At 68.1% G+C, this 18,888-nt stretch carries 22 protein-coding genes; 12 read left to right on the top strand and 10 right to left on the bottom strand.

The window, feature by feature from the left end; translation table 11 throughout:
• Positions 1–10: 10 nt before the first annotated feature.
• From GXW79_RS15225 to GXW79_RS15255, 7 genes are read right to left on the bottom strand one after another with little or no spacing between them, the layout of a single operon-like run.
• Positions 11–385 (bottom strand): SUF system Fe-S cluster assembly protein, encoded by a 375-nt coding sequence (locus GXW79_RS15225; RefSeq protein WP_211875274.1) that lies wholly within the window; start codon positions 383–385, stop codon positions 11–13.
• The gene (gene sufU, locus GXW79_RS15230) at positions 378–842 is read right to left on the bottom strand and encodes a Fe-S cluster assembly sulfur transfer protein SufU (protein ID WP_211875275.1); all 465 of its coding nucleotides are present in this window, start codon (positions 840–842) and stop codon (positions 378–380) included. Before sufU ends, GXW79_RS15225 begins: the two co-directional genes overlap by 8 nt.
• A complete protein-coding gene (locus GXW79_RS15235) occupies positions 832–2,097 on the bottom strand; it encodes an aminotransferase class V-fold PLP-dependent enzyme (protein WP_211875276.1) in 1,266 nt (421 codons plus the stop codon). Before GXW79_RS15235 ends, sufU begins: the two co-directional genes overlap by 11 nt.
• Entirely contained in the window at positions 2,097–3,386 is a 1,290-nt protein-coding gene (gene sufD / locus GXW79_RS15240) for a Fe-S cluster assembly protein SufD (protein ID WP_211875277.1), read from the bottom strand. The genes GXW79_RS15235 and sufD overlap by 1 nt, the downstream gene beginning before the upstream one ends.
• Positions 3,383–4,129: a Fe-S cluster assembly ATPase SufC gene (sufC, locus tag GXW79_RS15245; RefSeq protein WP_211875278.1), complete on the bottom strand. Its 747-nt coding sequence runs from the start codon at positions 4,127–4,129 to the stop codon at positions 3,383–3,385. Before sufC ends, sufD begins: the two co-directional genes overlap by 4 nt.
• Positions 4,130–4,157: 28 nt before the next feature.
• Complete coding sequence (sufB, locus tag GXW79_RS15250) at positions 4,158–5,636, bottom strand: Fe-S cluster assembly protein SufB (protein ID WP_211875280.1); 1,479 nt, start codon at positions 5,634–5,636, stop codon at positions 4,158–4,160.
• Between the two features lie 14 nt (positions 5,637–5,650).
• A complete protein-coding gene (locus tag GXW79_RS15255; RefSeq protein WP_211875281.1) occupies positions 5,651–6,085 on the bottom strand; it encodes an SUF system Fe-S cluster assembly regulator in 435 nt (144 codons plus the stop codon).
• 134 nt (positions 6,086–6,219) lie between these two features.
• On the opposite strand from GXW79_RS15255, the gene GXW79_RS15260 reads away from it, so the two are divergent.
• On the top strand, positions 6,220–7,107 hold the full coding sequence (locus GXW79_RS15260) for an alpha/beta fold hydrolase (RefSeq protein WP_211875282.1): 888 nt from the start codon (positions 6,220–6,222) through the stop codon (positions 7,105–7,107).
• Positions 7,108–7,111: 4 nt separating this feature from the next.
• Here GXW79_RS15260 and GXW79_RS15265 read toward each other — a convergent pair whose 3' ends face one another.
• Positions 7,112–8,410 carry an SAM-dependent methyltransferase gene (locus tag GXW79_RS15265; RefSeq protein WP_211875283.1) on the bottom strand — a complete coding sequence of 433 codons (1,299 nt, stop codon included), beginning with the start codon at positions 8,408–8,410 and terminating at the stop codon, positions 7,112–7,114.
• Between the two features lie 85 nt (positions 8,411–8,495).
• Here GXW79_RS15265 and GXW79_RS15270 point away from each other — a divergent pair, with 85 nt between their 5' ends.
• The 5 genes from GXW79_RS15270 to GXW79_RS15290 are packed head-to-tail and all read left to right on the top strand — an operon-like array spanning position 8,496 to position 11,502.
• Positions 8,496–9,404, top strand: coding sequence for an SDR family NAD(P)-dependent oxidoreductase (locus tag GXW79_RS15270; protein WP_211875284.1), 909 nt, complete (start codon positions 8,496–8,498; stop codon positions 9,402–9,404).
• Positions 9,401–9,853: a hypothetical protein gene (locus GXW79_RS15275; protein WP_211875286.1), complete on the top strand. Its 453-nt coding sequence runs from the start codon at positions 9,401–9,403 to the stop codon at positions 9,851–9,853. Before GXW79_RS15270 ends, GXW79_RS15275 begins: the two co-directional genes overlap by 4 nt.
• A gap of 2 nt (positions 9,854–9,855) precedes the next feature.
• Complete coding sequence (locus tag GXW79_RS15280) at positions 9,856–10,020, top strand: hypothetical protein (protein ID WP_211875287.1); 165 nt, start codon at positions 9,856–9,858, stop codon at positions 10,018–10,020.
• A complete protein-coding gene (locus tag GXW79_RS15285) occupies positions 10,017–10,829 on the top strand; it encodes a nitroreductase family protein (RefSeq protein WP_211875288.1) in 813 nt (270 codons plus the stop codon). The genes GXW79_RS15280 and GXW79_RS15285 overlap by 4 nt, the downstream gene beginning before the upstream one ends.
• Positions 10,822–11,502, top strand: a complete 681-nt coding sequence (locus tag GXW79_RS15290; RefSeq protein WP_246504035.1) for an NUDIX hydrolase — start codon at positions 10,822–10,824, stop codon at positions 11,500–11,502. The genes GXW79_RS15285 and GXW79_RS15290 overlap by 8 nt, the downstream gene beginning before the upstream one ends.
• Before the next feature lie 23 nt (positions 11,503–11,525).
• On the opposite strand, the gene GXW79_RS15295 is transcribed toward GXW79_RS15290, so the two are convergent.
• A complete protein-coding gene (locus GXW79_RS15295) occupies positions 11,526–11,732 on the bottom strand; it encodes a DUF4170 domain-containing protein (RefSeq protein WP_211875289.1) in 207 nt (68 codons plus the stop codon).
• A gap of 91 nt (positions 11,733–11,823) precedes the next feature.
• Here GXW79_RS15295 and GXW79_RS15300 point away from each other — a divergent pair, with 91 nt between their 5' ends.
• Positions 11,824–12,792 carry an MBL fold metallo-hydrolase gene (locus GXW79_RS15300; RefSeq protein ID WP_211875291.1) on the top strand — a complete coding sequence of 323 codons (969 nt, stop codon included), beginning with the start codon at positions 11,824–11,826 and terminating at the stop codon, positions 12,790–12,792.
• 46 nt (positions 12,793–12,838) lie between these two features.
• On the opposite strand, the gene GXW79_RS15305 is transcribed toward GXW79_RS15300, so the two are convergent.
• Positions 12,839–13,825: an MBL fold metallo-hydrolase gene (locus GXW79_RS15305; protein WP_211875292.1), complete on the bottom strand. Its 987-nt coding sequence runs from the start codon at positions 13,823–13,825 to the stop codon at positions 12,839–12,841.
• A 171-nt stretch (positions 13,826–13,996) separates the two neighbouring features.
• Here GXW79_RS15305 and GXW79_RS15310 point away from each other — a divergent pair, with 171 nt between their 5' ends.
• The 5 genes from GXW79_RS15310 to GXW79_RS15330 all read left to right on the top strand — a co-directional run bounded on the left by GXW79_RS15310 (position 13,997) and on the right by GXW79_RS15330 (position 18,887).
• Positions 13,997–15,031 (top strand): class I SAM-dependent methyltransferase, encoded by a 1,035-nt coding sequence (locus GXW79_RS15310; protein WP_211875294.1) that lies wholly within the window; start codon positions 13,997–13,999, stop codon positions 15,029–15,031.
• Between the two features lie 145 nt (positions 15,032–15,176).
• Positions 15,177–15,731: a TRAP transporter small permease gene (locus tag GXW79_RS15315; RefSeq protein WP_211875296.1), complete on the top strand. Its 555-nt coding sequence runs from the start codon at positions 15,177–15,179 to the stop codon at positions 15,729–15,731.
• A 1-nt stretch (position 15,732) separates the two neighbouring features.
• A complete protein-coding gene (locus tag GXW79_RS15320; RefSeq protein ID WP_211875297.1) occupies positions 15,733–17,019 on the top strand; it encodes a TRAP transporter large permease in 1,287 nt (428 codons plus the stop codon).
• 3 nt (positions 17,020–17,022) lie between these two features.
• Positions 17,023–18,000, top strand: a complete 978-nt coding sequence (locus tag GXW79_RS15325; protein WP_211875299.1) for a TRAP transporter substrate-binding protein — start codon at positions 17,023–17,025, stop codon at positions 17,998–18,000.
• A complete protein-coding gene (locus tag GXW79_RS15330; RefSeq protein ID WP_211875301.1) occupies positions 18,000–18,887 on the top strand; it encodes a TauD/TfdA dioxygenase family protein in 888 nt (295 codons plus the stop codon). The genes GXW79_RS15325 and GXW79_RS15330 overlap by 1 nt, the downstream gene beginning before the upstream one ends.
• The last annotated feature ends 1 nt before the right edge of the window (position 18,888 follow it).

The following is an 18,888-nucleotide window of genomic DNA, read 5'->3' on the forward strand; positions in this document are numbered from 1 at the left end:
GGCGCGATCCTCAATACATGTTGAGCGCGAGTCGGGCGTCTTCACTCATCCGGCTCTGGTCCCAGGGCGGGTCCCAGACGATCTCGACCGTTACGTCGCCCACACCGGGGATAAGGCGCACCGCCTCCTCCGCCATGCCGGGCAGTTCCTGCGCCGAAGGGCAGGAGGGCGTGGTCAGCGTCATCTCGACCTTGACGTTGGCGCCGTCGCCAATCTCGATCGCGTAGATCAGGCCGAGCTCGTAGATGTCGACCGGGATCTCCGGGTCGAACACGGTCTTGAGCATGCCGATCACGGCATCCTCGGAAATCGGCGCGGCAGGCGGTGGCGTCTCGCCCTCGGGCGTCCAGGCGCCGTGCACGGGCGCGCTCACATCATCACTCACTGCTCGCCTCCTTGGTGCCGGCAAGCGCTGCGTGCAGCGTGTGCCAGGCGAGGGTCGCGCATTTCACGCGGCTGGGAAATTCATGCACGCCTGACAGCGGCGATAGGCGCTCCATCTCGTCGGCGAGCGCGGCGTCACAATGCGGGCAGGTGCCGGTCATCGCCAGGTCGCGGAACTGGGCGGCGAGTGCTTCCGCCTCGGCCGGCAGCTTGCCGCGCACCGTCTCCGTCATCAGCGAGGCGGAGGCGGTGGAGATGGCGCAGCCGCGGCCCTGGAAAGCGACGTCGTCGATGCGTTCGCCCTCGCCGAGCTTGACGAACAGCTCGATCCGGTCGCCGCAGAGCGGGTTGTCGCCGCGCGCGGTGCGCGTCGCATCCTCCAGCCGGCGAAAATTCCGCGGCTTGCGGCCATGGTCCAGGATCACTTCCTGGTAGAGGTCGCGCAGATCATCGAACACGGGCGGCCTCCTTCGGCGTGAAGAACTTCCGCGCCTCGACCAGCGCATCGGCGAGGAAATCGATCTCCTCGAGCGTGGTGTAGAGGCCGAAGGAGGCGCGGCAGGTGCCGGCCTCCACCCCAAATCGGGTGTGCAGCGGCTCGGCGCAATGCCGTCCCGCGCGCACCGCGATCCCGACACGGTCGAGCAGGGTGGAGAGGTCATGCGCATGCGCATTGTCGAGCGCGAAGGCAAAGACCCCTCCGCGATCCTGCGCCCGGCCGAGGATGGTGAGGCCCTCGATGGTGGAAAGCCGCGCCATCGCATGTTCGGTAAGCGCCCGCTCATGCGCTTCGAGCGCGGGCATGCCGATGGCATTCACATAGTCGATCGCCGCATGCAGCCCGACCGCCTCGATGATCGCCGGCGTCCCGGCCTCATGCTTCGCCGGCACCTCGGCCCAGGTCGAGCGTTCCAGCGTCACCGAAGCGATCATGTCCCCGCCGCCATAGACCGGCGGCATCGCTTCGAGCAGCGGCAGCCGGGCCCAGAGAACGCCGATGCCGGTGGGCCCGTAGAGCTTATGGCCGGTGAACACATAGAAATCGGCGTCGATCGCCTGCACGTCGACGGCGCGATGGACGGCGGCCTGGCTGCCGTCGAACAGCACCAGCGCGCCCGCCTCATGCGCCATGCGCGTGATCTGCGCGGCGGGGGTCACGGTACCGAGCACGTTCGACATATGAGTGACGGCGACCAGCTTCACGCGTCCATCGCGCAGCTTTGTCGCGTAGTCTTCGAGGTCGATCTCGCCCGCATCGGTGACGCAGAGGATGCGGAGTTCGACCCCGTGCGCGTCGCGCAGCATCTGCCAGGGGACGATGTTCGCGTGGTGCTCCATCTCGGAGATCAGCACGGCATCGCCGGCCTTCAGCACGCCGCGGCCATGGCTGAGGGCCACGAGGTTGATCGCCTCGGTGCTGTTGCGCGTGAAGACGATCTCGCGAGCGTCGGCCGCATTGATGAACCGCGCGACGGCGGCGCGCGCCGCCTCATGCGCTTCGGTCGCCGTCTCGCTGAGGCGATAGGCGCCGCGATGGACGTTGGCATAGGCCTCCTCCATGCACCGCGTCATCGTCGCGATCACCTGGCGCGGTTTTTGGGCCGAGGCACCGGAATCGAGGAACACCAGCTTCTTGCCGCGCACGACCTGGCCAAGGATGGGGAAATCCTCGCGGATGCGCGTGACGTCGTATCGCGGGTTCATGCCATCCATCACGCCGCGGCCTCCTGCCCCTGCCACCAACCGGCGATCGCATCGGTCAGGCGCTCGCGCAGCAGCCCTTCGGGCAGCTGTTCCACCGCCTCGATCAGGAAGGCTTCGACCAGCATGGCCTTGGCTGCGGGCTCAGGGATACCGCGGGCGCGCAGATAGAACATCTGGTCGGCATCGAGCGCGCCGACCGTCGCGCCATGGCTGCACTTCACGTCGTCCGCGTAAATTTCCAGCTGCGGCTTGCTGTCCATCTCCGCGTCCTCGGAGAGCAGCAGCGCCTGGTTCATCTGGTAGCCATCGGTGCGCTGCGCTGCCTGGTGCACATGGATGCGGCCCTGGAACACGCCGCGCGCACGGCCCGCGAGCACGGTCTTGTAGGTCTGGCGGCTCGCGCAATCAGGTGCGGCGTGGTCCAGCACCGTCGCGGTGTCCGCGTGCTGACCGTCGCCGATGAGCTGGGCACCATTCATGTGGCACGCACCCTTCGGCCCGGTGAGCGCCACGTGGATCTCGTTGCGTACCAGCCTGGCCCCCGCATTGAGGGTGAAGTTGTCGTAGACGGCGCCGCCCGCGACACGCGCATAGATGGTCGAGAGATGGAAGCCCGCGCGGCTTTCCTGCTGCAGCCGTCCATGAGTAAGGCGCGCGTCCTCCTCCAACCCGATCTCGAAGACCGGGTTGTGCAGGTAGGCGGCTCCCGCCGTACCCATGGCGGTCTCGATGATGGTGAGGCTGGCGCCGCGGCCGAGGCGGATCAGGTGGCGCGGGTGGAAGGCCTGCGGCCGCTCGCTCGCCGTCGCGACGGAGAGCAGTTCCAGCACACCGCCATCGACGCCGTCCTGCACATCGATCAGCAGCCCATCCTCGAACAGCATCGTGTTGAGCGCCGCCATCGCGTCCCGCGCCGGCTGCGCGAGGGCACCGAGGGGGCCCTCGACCTCATCCAGGGCACCGGCAAGCGATCTCGCGCTGAAAGCCAGGCCATCCAACGTCGCAAGATCGGCGCGGAAGCGGCCATCCACAAAGACGGCGCGCGCTGCGCCAGCCGGCGGCAACGCAACGCTGCCCTCGAGCAGAGTCAGCGGCTCATCGAAGCCGGCATCGCCGATGGGGGCGAGATCGGTGTATTTCCAGGCTTCGGCGCGCCGCGTCGGAAAGCCGAGCGTCGCGAAGGTGGCCGCCGCGCCGTCGCGCAGCGCCGTGAGCCAGGGAAGGCGGGCGCCAGGCAGGCGTTCGCGCAGACCCTCGAAGCGATGCGAGAAGCGGGCGGCGCCGGAGACCGCGTTCATGCCGCCTCCTGCACCGAGGCGTAGCCATCCTTCTCGAGCTCGAGCGCCACTTCGGGCCCGCCGGATTTCACGATCCGGCCCTTAACCAGGACATGCACGCGGTCCGGCACAATGTAGTCAAGCAGGCGCTGGTAATGGGTGATGACGAGCGCGGAGAAGTTCTCGCCGCGCTGCGCGTTGACGCCATCGGCCACGATCTTCAGCGCATCGATGTCGAGGCCGGAATCCGTCTCGTCCAGGATCGCGAGCTTGGGCTGCAACAGCGCCATCTGCAGCACCTCGTTGCGCTTCTTCTCGCCGCCGGAGAAGCCGACATTCACGCCGCGCTTGAGCATGTCCTCGGGCATCGACAGCGCTGCCATCCGGGCGCGCGCGACCTTGAGGAACTGCATCGCGTCGAGCTCGGGCTCGCCGCGGTTCTTGCGAATGGAATTGAGCGCGGTGCGGAGGAAATTCGCGTTGCCGACGCCGGGAAGTTCCACCGGGTACTGGAAAGCGAGGAACAGGCCCGCGGCAGCGCGCCCCTCCGGCTCCATCGCCAGCAGATCCTGGCCGTTGAAGGTGGCGGAGCCGCCGGTGACCTCGTAGCCATCGCGGCCGGCGAGCACGTAGGAGAGCGTGGACTTGCCGCTTCCGTTCGGACCCATGATGGCGTGGATCTCGCCGTTCGGGACCTCGAGCGAAATGCCGTTCAGGATGGCCTTGCCATCCACGGTCGCAGAGAGATTGTCGATCTTCAGCATGGTAAAGTTCCTTTGGCGACGCGGGCGATCAGCCCACGCTGCCTTCGAGCGAAATCTGGAGCAGCTTCTGGGCCTCGACAGCGAATTCCATCGGCAGCTCCTTCAGCACCTCACGGCAGAAGCCGTTGACGATCATGCCGACCGCCTCCTCCTGGCTGAGACCGCGCTGGCGGCAGTAGAAAAGCTGGTCCTCGGCGATGCGGCTGGTCGTCGCCTCATGCTCGGTCTTGGCCGTCATGCAGCGGTTTTCTATGTAGGGCACCGTGTGCGCGCCGCACTTGTCGCCGATCAGCAGGCTGTCGCACTGGGTGAAGTTGCGCGCACCCTTGGCGCGAGGCGAGATGCGCACCAGGCCACGATAGGTGTTCTGCCCCTGACCAGCGCTGATGCCCTTGGAGACGATCGTGCTTTTCGTGCGCGCGCCGATGTGGATCATCTTCGTGCCGGTGTCCGCCTGCTGCCAGTTGTTGGCGATGGCCACCGAGTAGAACTCGCCCACGCTGTCCTCGCCCTGGAGGATGCAGGACGGGTATTTCCAGGTAATCGCGGAGCCCGTCTCGACCTGCGTCCAGCTCACCTTGCTGCGCTTGCCGCGGCAGGCCGCGCGCTTGGTAACGAAATTGTAGATGCCGCCCTTGCCGTTCGCGTCGCCCGGATACCAGTTTTGCACCGTGGAATACTTGATGGACGCATCATCGAGCGCGACCAGTTCGACCACGGCCGCGTGCAGCTGGTTCTCGTCGCGCATCGGCGCCGTGCAGCCTTCGAGGTAGCTCACCTGGCTGCCAACATCGGCGATGATCAGGGTGCGCTCGAACTGCCCTGTGCTCTTCGCGTTGATGCGGAAATAGGTGGAGAGCTCCATCGGGCAGCGCACGCCCTTGGGAATATAGACGAAGCTGCCATCGGTGAAGACGGCGCTGTTGAGCGCTGCGAAGAAATTGTCGCCCTGCGGCACCACGGAGCCGAGGTACTTCCTCACCAGCTCGGGGTGTTCCTGCACTGCCTCGGAGATCGGGCAGAAGATGATGCCCTCCTTCGCGAGCCGATCCTTGTAGGACGTCGCGACGGAGACGGAATCGAACACCGCGTCGACGGCTACGGGCATGCGACCCTCCGGCTGCACACCGGCGAGCCACTCCTGCTCGCGCAGCGGAATGCCCAGCTTCTCGTAGGTACGCAGCAGCTCGGGGTCGACCTCGTCGAGCGACTTGGGGCCGATCTTTTCCTTCGGCGCCGCGTAGTAATACGCGTCCTGGTAGTCGATCGGCGGATACTTGGCCGAGGACCAGCGCGGCTCCTCCATGGTTTTCCACACGGCGAAGGCGCGAAGGCGCCATTCCAGCAGCCACTCCGGCTCGTTCTTCTGGGCCGAGATGTACCGCACCGTGTCCTCGTTGAGGCCCTTCGGTGCGAACTCCATCTCGATGTCGGTCGAGAACCCGTATTTATAGCCGCCATCGTTCACGGCGTTGACGGTGTCGATGGTCTCGGTGACGGCAGCCATGGCGTGTCCTGACGTTATTCTGCAGCGGCGCTGAAACTGGCGTGGACCGTGGGTCCGGCAAGGTCCGCGATCGTGATGCCGGCAAGCGCATCGCGGATGGCGCGGTTCACAGGGTCCCAGCGGCCACGCACCGCACAGACCCCCTCGGCCTCGCAACTGCCGAAGCCGTTGTCGACACAGGCGGTGAGCGCGATGGGCCCCTCGATGGCGGCGATCACGGTCGAAAGCGGCATGTCGCGCAGGGGGCGCATCAGCCGGTATCCGCCGCGCGCGCCGCGTTGACCCTCGACAAGGTCATGATGCGCGAGGATCTTCAGGACCTTGGCCACGGTGGGCTCCGCGACGCCGGTTCCGGCGGCCAGGCCGGGTGCTGTCTGCACACCGCCCTCGGCACCGAGGCGGGCCAGCACGACCACCGCATAGTCGGTCAATTTCGACAGCCGGAGCACGGTTTCGCTTCCCTCAGCCTTATACCGGACCGCTGTGGTCCTGTTTGCCAGATGCGCCCGGCACCCTCCGAAGTCAAGGTCTGGACGGCCTTCGCGGCGCCCCGCAATCTGGTTTTCGGCCCGAGGAGAACACGATGCCGACGATCCGCACGAGCGATGGCGTTGACCTGCATTATGTGGAGGCCGGCAGCGGCATGCCGCTGGTCTTCGTGCATGAATTCGCCGGCGACATGCGAAGCTGGGAGCCGCAGCTGCGCTTCTTCGCGCGGCGCTATCGCTGCATCGCCTTCAACGCCCGCGGCTATCCGCCCTCGGCGGTGCCGACCGACCCGAAGGCCTATTCGCAGGACCGCGCGACCGATGACATCGCCGATGTCATCCGCGGCCTGAACCTGGCGCCCGCGCATGTCGTGGGGCTTTCGATGGGCGCCTTTGCGACGCTGCATCTCGGCCTGCGCCACGCCGGGCTGGCACGCAGCCTCGTCGCGGCCGGCGTCGGCTATGGCGCGGCCGCCGGCAAGCGCGACCAGTTCCGTGCCGAGACCGATGCCGCCATCGCCCGCATGCGCGCCCAGGGCATGGCAGAGTTCGGCAAATCTTACGCTCATGGCCCGACGCGGCTGGTCTTCGAGGAGACAGACCCACGCGGCTATGCCGAATTCCACGACCAGCTGCTGGGCCATTCGACCGAAGGCTCCGCGCTGACGATGCAGGGGGTGCAGCGGCAGCGGCCTTCGCTGTTCGACCTCGCCGACGGCTTCGCCAAGATGATGGTGCCGACCCTCGTCATCGCCGGCGACGAGGATGACCCGACGCTGGAGCCGGCGCTCTACCTCAAGCGCACCATTCCCTCGAGCGCGCTGCTGGTGATGCCGAAATCGGGGCACACGATGAACCTGGAATGGCCGGATGCGTTCAACCGCGCGGTGCTGGACTTCATCACCCAGGTCGATGCCGGCGCGTGGCGCAACCGGATCCCGGCGAGCCTGTCGGGGTCGATCATCGCGGCGGCCGAGAAGTAGGCGTTCAGCGATAGAGGTCGGCGCGCGTCGGCGGCAGCCCGCTGGCGCCGCGCGCCCGCTTGGTCGCGACGGTCTGGCAGATGCCGATCGTCCCGCGCTCGAAGCCCAGCGCGACGCCCGCGAGATAGAGTAGCCAGATGCGCGTCTTGGCCGCACCCACCTCCGCCTCGGCGGTCTCGCGCGCGGCGTAAAGACGCTCCGTCCACAGCCGGCAGGTGCGGCCGTAGTGTTCGCGCAGGCTTTCGACGTCATGCACCTCGAAGCCGCCACGTTCCAGGTCCTGTACCGTGTTGCCGATATGGTCGAGCTCGCTGCCGGGGAAGACGTAGTTCACCACGGCTGCGTATTCCGGCCGCTTGCGGCTGAAGGCGCGGGCGTCGCGCTTGGCGGGGCGCGTGATGGCGTGGTGCAGGTAGATGCCGCGCGGCCGCAACAGCGCGCGGATCTGTGCGAAATAGCCGGCGCGATTGGCGAGGCCCACATGCTCGTACATGCCCACGCTGGCGATCTTGTCCCACTCGCCGCTGAGCTTGGAGAAATCCTTCAGCTCGATGGTCACCCGGCCCTGCAGGCCGAGCCGCGCGACCTTCGCGACGGCAAAATCATACTGCGCCTGGCTCAGAGTCACGCCATGCGCGGTCACGCCGTGATGCTGCGCCGCGTGGCAAACGAGGCCGCCCCAGCCGCAGCCGATGTCGAGGAAACGCTCGCCCGGGGTCAGGCGAAGCTTTCGGCACACGTGCTCCAACTTCGCGACCTGGGCATCGCCGAGCGAGGCCTCCCAGTCCGGGAAGTAAGCGCAGGAATAGACCATCTCCGGGTCGAGGAAGAGCGCGTAGAAGGCGTTCGCCAGATCATAGTGGAACTGCACCAACGCCTTGTCGTCGCGCCCACCCTCGCGCCGCTCGGCGGATGGCCCTGCATAGGCGTGGCCGGCGCCGGCGGTGCCGCCGCCGAACAGGAACGGCAGCAGCGTGCGCGCCGCCCTCAGCTTGCCCACGCGCCGCAGCAGCCCGCGCGTCCCGCGCCCCTCGCCGCGCCGCGCGGCGAGGTCGAGCAAGGTGCCGCCCTCGATCGCGATCAGCCCTTCGGCAAACAATTCGATCAGAGTCGTCAGGCGCGGGCGTCGCAGCAGGCGCGTGATCGCCTCCGGCGCGTGGACCGCGACGGCCAGGTCCCCCGACCACCGCGGACCGAGCGGTATCGGCACCCCGTCCCACAGCTTCACCGCCACATCCATCGCGAGGTGCGGCGCGAGTTCGGCGATCAGGGCGGCAAGCCGGGCGAGGCGCAGGTCGGGCATCGCTCCCCTCTAACCTGTGCCACGGCTTCCCGAAACCCCAGGGCGGGACTAGAACCGAGACACAAGCAAAGAGGGAAACGCATCGATGATGCTCGAAGGAAAAGTCGCGGTCGTCACCGGTTCGGGCGGCGGCATCGGGCGCGAGATCGCGCTCGCCATGGCGCAGGCGGGTGCCAAGGTCGTCATCAACGACATCGGTGCGAGCCTCACCGGCGAGGGCCTCTCCGCAACCCCGGCAGAGCAGACCAAGGCCATCATCGAGCAGCGTGGCGGTGCGGCGGCCATCAACACCGACAGCGTCAGCGAATGGGCGAATGCGCAGAAGATCGTGCAATGCGCGCTGGATAATTTCGGGCGCATCGACATCGTCGTGAACAATGCCGGCATCCTGCGCGACCAGATCTTCCACAAGACCTCGCCGGAGGAATGGCTGGCGGTCATCAACGTCCACCTCAATGGCAGTTTCTTCGTCTCCCGCGCCGCGGCCGAGCATTTCCGCAAGCAGGGGTCGGGCGCGATGGTGCACATCACCTCGACCTCCGGGCTGATCGGCAATTTCGGGCAGGCGAATTACTCGGCGGCGAAGCTGGGGATCGTCGCGCTGTCGAAGTCGATCGCGCTCGACATGCAGCGCTTCGGCGTGCGTTCGAACTGCCTCGCTCCCTTCGCGTGGAGCCGCATGACCAGCTCGATCCCGGCGGAAACGCCCGAGCAGAAGGCGCGCGTGCAGCGGCTGATGGCGATGGGGCCGGAGAAGAACGCCCCGCTCGCGGTGTTCCTTGCCTCGGATGCGGCGAAGGAAGTGACGGGACAGGTGTTCGCGCCGCGCATGAACGAGCTGTTCGTGTTCAACGCGATGCGCCCGGTCCGCGGCATCCATCGCAGCGAGGGCTGGACGCCGGAGACCATCGCCGAATACGCGCTGCCCGCGCTGAAGCCGGCCTTCTCGCCGCTCGAGCGTTCGGGCGACGTGTTCTGCTGGGATCCGGTGTGATCCTGCGCCTGGTGGTGCCGCTGGTCCTGCTGGCCTCGGCTGCCATGGGGCAGGGCGTCTCGCCGGTGCTGGCCCGGGCCGCGGACGGGCTTCCCGTGGTGGACACCCTGTCGGTAGTCCTGCCGTCCCTCGGTTGCCTGCTTCATGGTTCGGCGCGCCACCTGGAGGAGCTGCCCTCGGCGCAGCCCTGGGCGCGGCCGCCGGCGCTGGTGGTCGTGGATGGCCTGCCCGGCCAGCCGGAAGGGCGGCGCGGCGCGTTGGTGCGCGTCACGCGCAACCTGTTGGCGCGGCAGGCGACGCAGGCGATGATCGTGGCACAGCGCGCCGTGCCGTTGACGCGCGACCTGGCCGCGCCTGGTCCGGGCGACACCACGCCCTTCCTGCTGCTGCTGGCCGACGAGATCCCGGCCGAGCCACCCGAGACCTGCACCCCGAGAGGCCTTCGTTGACCATGGACATGTTCGAAAGCGTCGCCGGGCGCGGTTGCCCGCTGTGGCCATCATCGGCTTCCGCCGCGACCTCGAAGCGCCCGGCCATCGCGGAAGCCGAGATCAACCCGCTGGTGGTTCACGAGCGCGACTTGACCGTCGCCGATGCCTGGCTGACGCGCGCATGACGGACCTTCTGCAAGCCCGCTACGGCAACGCCGATTTTGCCCTTCCCGACGCGGTGCCCGAGGCGTTCAAGGCGCTGCTGGACCGCCGGGTGACGCGCCGCTATCGCGCGGACCCCATCCCCGAGGCGCTGCTGCAGGCGGTGCTTGCCGGCGCCCAGTCGGCGCCGTCCAAGTCGGATCTGCAGCAATATTCCATCCTGGTCACGCGCGACGCCGCCAAGATCGCTGCCGTCGCCGCTTGGATCGGCACCATGCCCTGGATCACCGAGGCACCGGTCCTGCTGCTGTTCTGCGGCGACATGCGGCGCGGCCAGCAGGTCACCGCCCTACGCGGGCGCGAGCACGCGAACAACAATCTCGACACCTTCCTCAACACAGCCGTGGACGCTGCGCTTGCCATGGGCGCGGCGATGGCGGCGGCGGATGCGCTCGGCTTGGGCACCTGTCCGATCAGCTATGTGCGCAGCCACATCGAGAAGGTGGGGCCGCTGTTCGGCCTTCCCCGCGGCGTCTACCCCGTCGCGGGGCTGACGCTGGGCGTTCCTGCCGCGCGCGGGCCTGCCTCGCCACGGCTTCCGCAGGCCGTGGTCGTGCACCAAGAACGCTATGCCGATGACGATGATGCGCTCGCCGCGGCATTGCCCGCCTATGACGCGCTGCGCCCACCGGGAAAGCCACGCTATCCCGAAATCCACGGCCCGGCGCCCGAAGGCTGTGTCTGGTCTGAGAATGTCGCGCGGCAGCTTTCCGTGCCTGAGCGCTTCGGCTTCGCCACCTGGCTCCGCGGGCGCGGCTTCGACCTTGCCTGAAACCACCCACAAGCCGGCAGAGGACGACAATCCCGGCAGCGCCGATGCCGGCGGCAAGCCGCCGCGCAAGCGCGCCCATCCCCGCAACGCCGCGACGCTGATCCTGTGGCGCGACACCCCGCGGGGCCCCGAGATCCTGATGGGGCGGCGCCACGCCTCGGCGCGCTTCATGCCGGGCGTGTTGGTCTTCCCGGGCGGGATGGTGGATCGCGCCGATCATGCCGCGGAGGCAGCCTCGGAACTCCGTGCACCGGTGCGCGCCATGCTGGAGCGTCGTGCGAAGCCTTCGCTCGCCCGTGCCCTCGCCATCGCGGCATGCCGCGAGTTGCAGGAGGAGACCGGTCTGTCCTTCGGGTCGTGGCCGGGACCCGAGCTGGCCGCACTCGACTATCTATGCCGCGCAGTCACGCCCGCGTCGCGGCCGATCCGGTTCAACGCGCGCTTCCTCATCGGGCCTGGTGAGGTCGCAACCGGCTCGCTGGCGGGTTCGGGCGAACTCGACGAAATCGCCTGGTATCCCGAGGATGCCGCGCGAAGTGGCCGCATGGCGCCGATCACCGCGCTGGTGCTGGATGAGTTCCACGCCTGGCACGCCATGCCGGCCGCCGCGCGCGACGAGCGTGACCTGATCGTCTTCATGGGCCTGGACCGCCGCAGGCCCGAAGGCGCCTGAGCGGCTCTCGCGAACCCGGCCGTCTAGGCGCCGGTGTCGCGTGCCACCATGACGAAGAGCCGGTGTGTCGCGATATCGACCTTGCGGCGCGTTCCGTCCTGCCAGGCGCGCAGCGCGCTTGCCTCGTCATGGAACGGCCCGTGCAGCTCCTCGGTGCCAGGCTCGAGCGTCACGAATTGGGTGTCGGTGAAGACGCCACCCCAGACCACCCAGATGTGGCGTTCACTCATCGATCGATACTCCTTGGCGCGCGCGAGGAATTTAGCGAGTGTGGCGCGCTTTAGGCCACAAGCAGGTTCAGGGCCAGCAGGGGAGACGACCATGACTGACACCACGCGCCGCTTCGCGCTAGGCGCCGCCGTGGCGGCCGGCCTGACGCCCGCCGCCGCCGAGGCGCATATCTGCCCGCCGGCGCTGAGCGCCACGGCCGACGTGTTCCGCTTCCGTGTGGGCGGCTTCACCGTGACGCAGCTCCATGACGGCCACGGGCGGCGCGCCGTCGAGGGCCTCGTGCTGAATGCGGGCGCGGACGAGGTCCGCTCCGTGCTGGCCGAGAGCATGCTGCCGACCGACCACTATCTCGGCCCCTACACCGTCACGGTCCTGCAGACCGCCGACAAGCTGGTCATGTTCGACACCGGTACCGGCGGCCAGGCGGCACCCACGGCCGGGCGGCTCGCCGGCAACATGCGCGCGGCCGGCATCGATCCGGCCGCGATCGACATGGTGGTGATCAGCCACTGCCATCAGGACCACATCCACGGCCTCGCGACGGCCGAGGGCCGCGCCGTGTTCGAGAAGGCGGAGATCCTGCTGCCGGAACTGGAATGGGCCTGGTGGGGCGATGCCACGAATGAGGGCCGCAGCCCGGCCGGTCAGAGGGTCAACTTCGCCAATTTCGCGCGCCGCTTCGCGCCCTATAATGGCCGCGTGCGGCGCTACGGCGACGGTGCCGAGCTGCTGCCGGGGGTTCGCGCGATCGCCGCCTATGGTCACAGTCCCGGCCACACGGTGTTCCAGATATCCGATGCAGGCGCGGCGTTCATGCTGCTCGCGGACATCACCCACCGTCCGGAGCTGTTCGCGCGCCGGCCGGACTATACCTCCGTGTTCGATTTCGACGGTGCTGCCGCCGTGGTGAGCCGCAGGCGGATCCTCGACATGGTCGCGACCGATCGCGTGCTGGTGGCGGGGTACCATTTCCCGTTCCCGGCCACCGGAAACATCGCGCGGGAGGGCGGCGCGTTCCGCTTCCACCCGGCTGACTGGACCGGGCTCCGCGCCGGCTGACCCGAGGCGTTAGCCGGTGCATGACACCGGCCAACGCCATCTTTGGTCAGATGCCGGCGGCCCAATCGCCGGGAATGAAGCGGTAGCCATTGCCTTCCTTCGCGACGTAGCCCTGGGCCGGGAAGGGGAAGTGATAGCCGGTGACGCGGATGCGATCGGTGGCAACCCGGTCGAAGACGCGACGGCGGGTCGCTTCCGCCACGGTCGGGTCGGAGTCGAAGACGATTTGGAAATCCGGGCGGCGTGCCAGCAGCTCCGGACGGTTGGTGACGTCGGCGAGGAACATCATCTGCTCGCCGCCATCAGCGATGTGGAAGGTCGTGTGGCCGGGCGTATGGCCATAGGCGGCATGGGCGCGAATGCCGGGCAGGATCGTCGCGCCGTCGGCGAATCGCTGCACGTCGGCGCGCCAAGGGGCGAAGCGCCGCGCCGCATTGGCGAAGTTGCCCCGCTGGTTTTCCGGCGTGCGGCCGGTATTGCCCTCATCCATCCACCAGGCCCACTCGGTCTCGGGCACCATGACGGTGGCGTTGGGGAAGGCGCGGGCGCCGCCGGCATCGATCAGGCCGTTGATGTGGTCGCCGTGGAAATGGCTGACGACGACATGCGTGACGCGCGCCGGGTCGTAGCCCGCCGCCCGGAAATTGGTCATGAACAGGCCCACCGGGGCGCCGGCGGGCTGCGCGCCGTTGCCGCTGTCGAACACGATCAGGTTCGCGCCGGCTTCGACCACGGTCAGCGTGAAGGGAATGCGCAGCTGGTCGGTCGGCAGGAAGCTCTCCGCCAGCACGCGCTGCACATCCTCGATCGGCGCGTTGCGCACGAAGCCGGTGAGCGGCACAGGGCGCGAGCCATCATGCACCGTGGTCACGGTGAAGCTGCCGACCTTGAACTTGTAGAAGCCGGGCGAGCCCGGCATCGCGGGCGCGGCCGGCGCGGCCGGCGCGGTCTGGGCGCTCGCGCCTTGGCCGAGGATCGGCATGGCCGCGGCGGCAAGGCCGGCGGCGAAAGCGGTGCGGCGTTGGATGGGCATGACGTTCCCTTGGTGCGATGAGGCTGGTAGAGTGACCAGGACCGGCGTGTTTTCAAGCCCATAAGTGCCGAGCCGGGCGTGATTTCGCCAAACCGATCTGATATCCGTCATGGAGGCACAAGCCCCTGCACGGGGGTCTTCGCGGCAGTGCAAAACGAAGGAAGTGCGCGTTTGCCCAAGGATGAACCGCCCCCGCCGGCCGCCATGCGCAAGGGCAGCCTTGCCCGGTTCCTCGGTCTCGATGGCGGCGGCGGCGGCAACGCCTTCGGTGATCTCGGCGCCATGCACGAGGACCTGTTCCGCATCCGCGGCGACCTTGCGCAGATCAGGGCCGATCTCGACCATGTCCGCTCGGCGGTCGGCCGGCGCGACGTCACCGCGCTCGATGAACTCATCCAGACCGGCAACCGGCGCGACATCGAGGCCACCATCCGCGACCGCAGCCAGACGGTGCCGCTGCCCGACGGGTCCGTGCTGTGCCGCATCCTCGGGCGCTACAAGTTCCACGTCGACGCCGCCGATACCGGCATGGCGCCGCATCTGCTGCTCGATGGCTACTGGCAGTACTGGGTGACCGAGTTCATCGCGCGCAACCTGGCGCGCGGCGAGCAGGTCGTCGAGATCGGTGCCCAGTACGGCTATTTCAGCGTGGTGATGGCGGACCTGATCGGCCCCGGCGGCCGGTTGCTGGCGCTGGAGCCCAACCCCTGGCTGCACTGGCTGTGCGGTCGGAACCTCGCCATCAACGGCAGCAGCCCACCGGCGACGCTGCAGCGCGCCGCGGCCGGCTTCCGCGCCGAGGCGGCGACGAAGCTGCGCGCCCGCATCACCGGGCCCTTCCATGGCCCCTTCGCAACCTGGTTCGAATATGGCGAAGGCGGCGCGACCGTGCAGGCGCCCTCGATGGCGCTGGACGAGCTGGAGCAGGGGCCTGTCGACCTCATCAAGATCAACACCGGCACTAATGCCGAGCTCATCTGGCTTGGTGCGCAGGCGCTGCTGGATCGCAGCCCGGACGTCCGCGTGCTGCTGCACTTCCAGGCCGATGCCTGCCATGATCCGCAGGGTTTCGTCGCCGCCATGGCGTCGCGCTTTCCGCTGCGCATCGTGGACACCGATAGCCGCGCGCGGCCGGTGACCGAGGAAGCCCTGCTCGGCGAATTGCGCGACTGCACCATCTTCCTCGCGCAGGGCGAGGCGCGCTAAGGGCGGCTCGGCTCGGGCTCTGCCGCCTACCCAGGCATGTTCCACACGAGAGTGCCGCGTGATTGAGCGGACGTGTCACGGAGCGCCACAAACGGACTCGTGAACGGCTTGTTGGCGCCCGAAGGCACGGCGCAGCATCATCGACATGTCCTCCGCATCGACATCGCAGCGAACGCCCTGGCCCCTGATGGGGCGGCTTGCGCGCGGCGCGCTCGCCGGGCTCCGCCGCGCCATCGACGTCACGTTGATCGGCCTGCTCGGGATCATGGTGGTGCTGATCTTCGCGCAGGTGGTCGCGCGCTACTTATTCAACAATTCCATCGCCGCGGCCGATGAGGCGGCGACCTTCGCGCAGATCTGGATGGTGCTGCTGGGCTCGGGCTACGCCATGCGCCAGCGGATGCATGTCAGCATCGAGCTGGTGATCGAACGCCTGCCGCTGTTTGCCGCGCGGCTGTTGCTGGTGCCCGTCGCGGGGCTGTGCCTGTGGTTCCTCTGGGTCGTGTTCGAGGGCGGGATGCTGCTGATGGAGGTGGGTGCCTGGCAGACCAGCCCCGGCCTCCAGGTGCCGATGAGCATCCCCTACGGCATGCTGCCGGTGGGGGCCGCCTATTTCGGGCTGGAGGCTGCGCTCGCCTTCGGCGCGGCCATCCTGGGGATCGAGCCGGTGGTCTCCGGCGGCGGCGTGCGCGTGGATTGAGATGGGCCTGACCTTCGGCTCCTTCACCCTGCTGCTGGTCGCCGGCGCGCCGATGGTCTTCGTGCTCGGCGTCGCTGCCGCGCTGACCTTGGCGATGGTGACCGAAGTGCCGATGGTTGTGGTGGCGCAGCGCCTCTACAACGGGCTCGACAGCTTCCCGCTGATGGCGATCCCGTTCTTCATCCTCTCCGGCCTCATCATGGAGCATGGCGGGCTGGCCAAGGCGATTGTGGGGCTGGCGGCGGCGCTGGTTGGCTGGGTGCGCGGGTCCCTGTTCATGGTGGCGACGCTGACCTCGACCTTCCTGTCGGGGATTTCGGGTTCGGGCAGCGCGGATACCGCCGCCGTCTCCTCCATCCTGCTGCCGGAGATGCGCAGGCGTGGCTACGACATCGACTATTCCGTGGCGGTGGTCGCGGCCGCCGGCGCGCTGGGGCCGATCATCCCGCCCTCGATCATCATGGTGGTCCTCGCCATGGTGTGCGACCTCTCGGTAGGCGCGATGTTTTTGGGCGGCATCATCCCCGGGCTGATCGCCTCGCTGGGGCTGATGGTGACGCACTACATCTACGCGAGCCGCGACAAGGCGCGTTATACGGACACCGAGCCCTTCTCCGTGCCGCGGCTGCGCGTGGCCTTCGTGAAGGCCATTCCCGCGCTGGTGCTCCCGGTCATCATCGTGGGCGGCATCGTCGGCGGCGTGGTCACGCCCACCGAGGCGGGGGTGCTGGCCGTGGCCGCCGGGCTCACCATCGACCTGCTGATCTACAAGGAGCTGAAGCTTTCCTCGCTGCCGCAGCTGATGCTGCGCACGGTGGGGATCTCGGCCGCGGTGATGATCATCGTCGGCACCTCCTCCATCTTCGCCTGGCTGGTCGCGATCCAGAACGTGCCGGCGATGATCACCGGCTGGTTCGACGCGGTGGGCGGCAACAAATACCTGTTCCTGCTGATGGTGAACCTGCTGATGCTGTTCGTCGGCATGTGCTTCGAGGAGATCTCGGCGCTGCTGATCCTGATGCCGGTGCTGATGCCGGTGGCGATCGGCCTCGGCATCGACCCGCTGCATTTCGGGCTGGTGATGTCGATCAACCTCTCGATCGGGTTGGTGGCACCGCCCTACGGGATATGCATGTTCGTGGCCTGCACGGTGGCCCGCCGCCCGGTGGGCGCGGTGGCGCGGGTGATCTGGATCCCGCTGATCCCGTTGGTCGCGGTGCTGATGCTGTGCACCTATGTGCCGGAGGTGGTCATGTGGCTGCCCCGGCTGGTTCTCGGAAGGGGGTAGTCGATGGGACATGTGACGAGGCGGATGCTCGGCGGCGGCCTGGCCGCGGCCTGGATCGCGCGGCCAGCGCTCGCGCAGACCATGGTGCTGCGCGCGGCGCACACCAACGCCATCGGCGAGGTCCAGGATGAGGGCCTGAAGTTCATGGACCGGCGCCTGCGGGAGATCACCTCCGGCCGGCTCGGGCTGCAGATCTACCCCAATGGGCAGTTGGGCAATGAGCTGCCGATGGTCGAGGGCGTGGCGCTGGGCACCATCGACCTGGCGGTGCCGTCTCACGCGGCGTTCGCGAATTTCGTGCGCGAGTACCAGCTGCTCGACATGCCCTTCCTGATCCGCGACTACGCGCATCTGGCCCGGGTCGCGGGCACGCCGGCGATCGGGCAATTGGCGACCGCGGCGCAGGCGCGGGGCTTCCGCGTGCTTGGCCTGTATTCCTCCGGCGTGCGGCACATCATGACGCGCGATCCGGTGAACACCATGGCGGACCTGCGCGGCAAGAAGATCCGCACCCAGCAGAACCCGGTGCATGTCGCCGCCTTCAACGCCTTTGGCGCCAACGCCACGCCGCTCGCCTATGGCGAGCTGTACAGCGCCATACAGGTTGGCGTCGTCGATGGCGCCGAGGCTGCCTACACCAATTTCGTCGCGCAGAAATTCTATGAGGTGGCGAAGTACTGGACCACCGTTGGCTGGCTCAGCCTAACGGCGCCGGTGGTGCTCAGCGAGCGCAAGTTCCAGTCCCTGGCCCCCGATCTCCGCGCCGCCCTGGTCCAGGCCGGCGAGGAGAGCGCGGTGTTCGAACGCCAGTTCGTCGTCGATGGCGAAGCCCAGCTTGCGCAACAGGTGCGCGGCTTCGGCGTGACCATCGTGGACCCGGACAAGGCGCCGTTCCAGGCCGCCGCGCGTCCGCTCTATGACCGCTTCCTGCAGACCGATGCGGACAAGGCGCGGCTGCGGATGGTGCAGGAGACCGCGTAATGGGCGCCGGCCTCATGCAATGGCGCGCGGCCGCCGCGCGCCGCGGCCTGACCCTGCGGGAGCTGGAGCCGTCGATCGGCATCGAGATCGGCGGCATCGACCTGATGGCGCCGGAGGATGCGGAGCTCACCGCCATCCTGCGTGGCGCCTGTGTCGAGCGGACGCTGCTGTTGATCCGCGGTCAGCAGCATCTGACGCCGGCAGGCTATGTGGATTTTGCACGCCGCTTCGGCGGCACGCTCGATCTCTCCAGCCGGCGCGACATGTGCCTGCGAGACCACCACGAGGTCTTTGTCGTCGGCAACGTGTTCGAGAATGGCAAGCCCGCTGGTGCCCCGAAGGTCGGGCTGAACTGGCACACGGATCACTACCACCTGGCGATCCCTGCGCTGTTCACCTTCCTCCACGCGATCCAGATCCCGCCCGCCGCCGGCGAGACGACCTACGCCAACGGCATCGCCGCCTGGGAAGCGCTGCCGTCCGAGATGCAGGCGCGCATCCGCGGCCTGCGCGTGTGCCACAGCCGCGCCAAGCTCTACCGCGCGCTGTTCCCCGACGCGACCGAGCAGCAATGCCTCGATGAGGCGGCGCGCTTCCCGGATGTGGTGCATCCGCTGGTCCGCACCCATCCGGAATCCGGGCGCCGCGGCCTCTACCTCGGTGGCGAATGGGGCTCGGAAATCGAAGGCGAGGACCCCGCGCTGTTCGGCGATTTGCTCGCGCACATGATCAAGCCCGACTTCACCCACAAGCACCGCTGGATGCCGGGCGACGTGCTGATGAGCGACAATCGCTGCTCGCTGCACCGCGCCTCGGAATGGGACCAGGGGCAGCACACGCGCCGACTGCACCGCATCATCCTGCTCGACGAGATGCGGCCCGAGTAGG

The sequence above is a fragment of the Plastoroseomonas arctica genome (assembly GCF_018128965.1).
GTDB lineage: Bacteria > Pseudomonadota > Alphaproteobacteria > Acetobacterales > Acetobacteraceae > Plastoroseomonas > Plastoroseomonas arctica.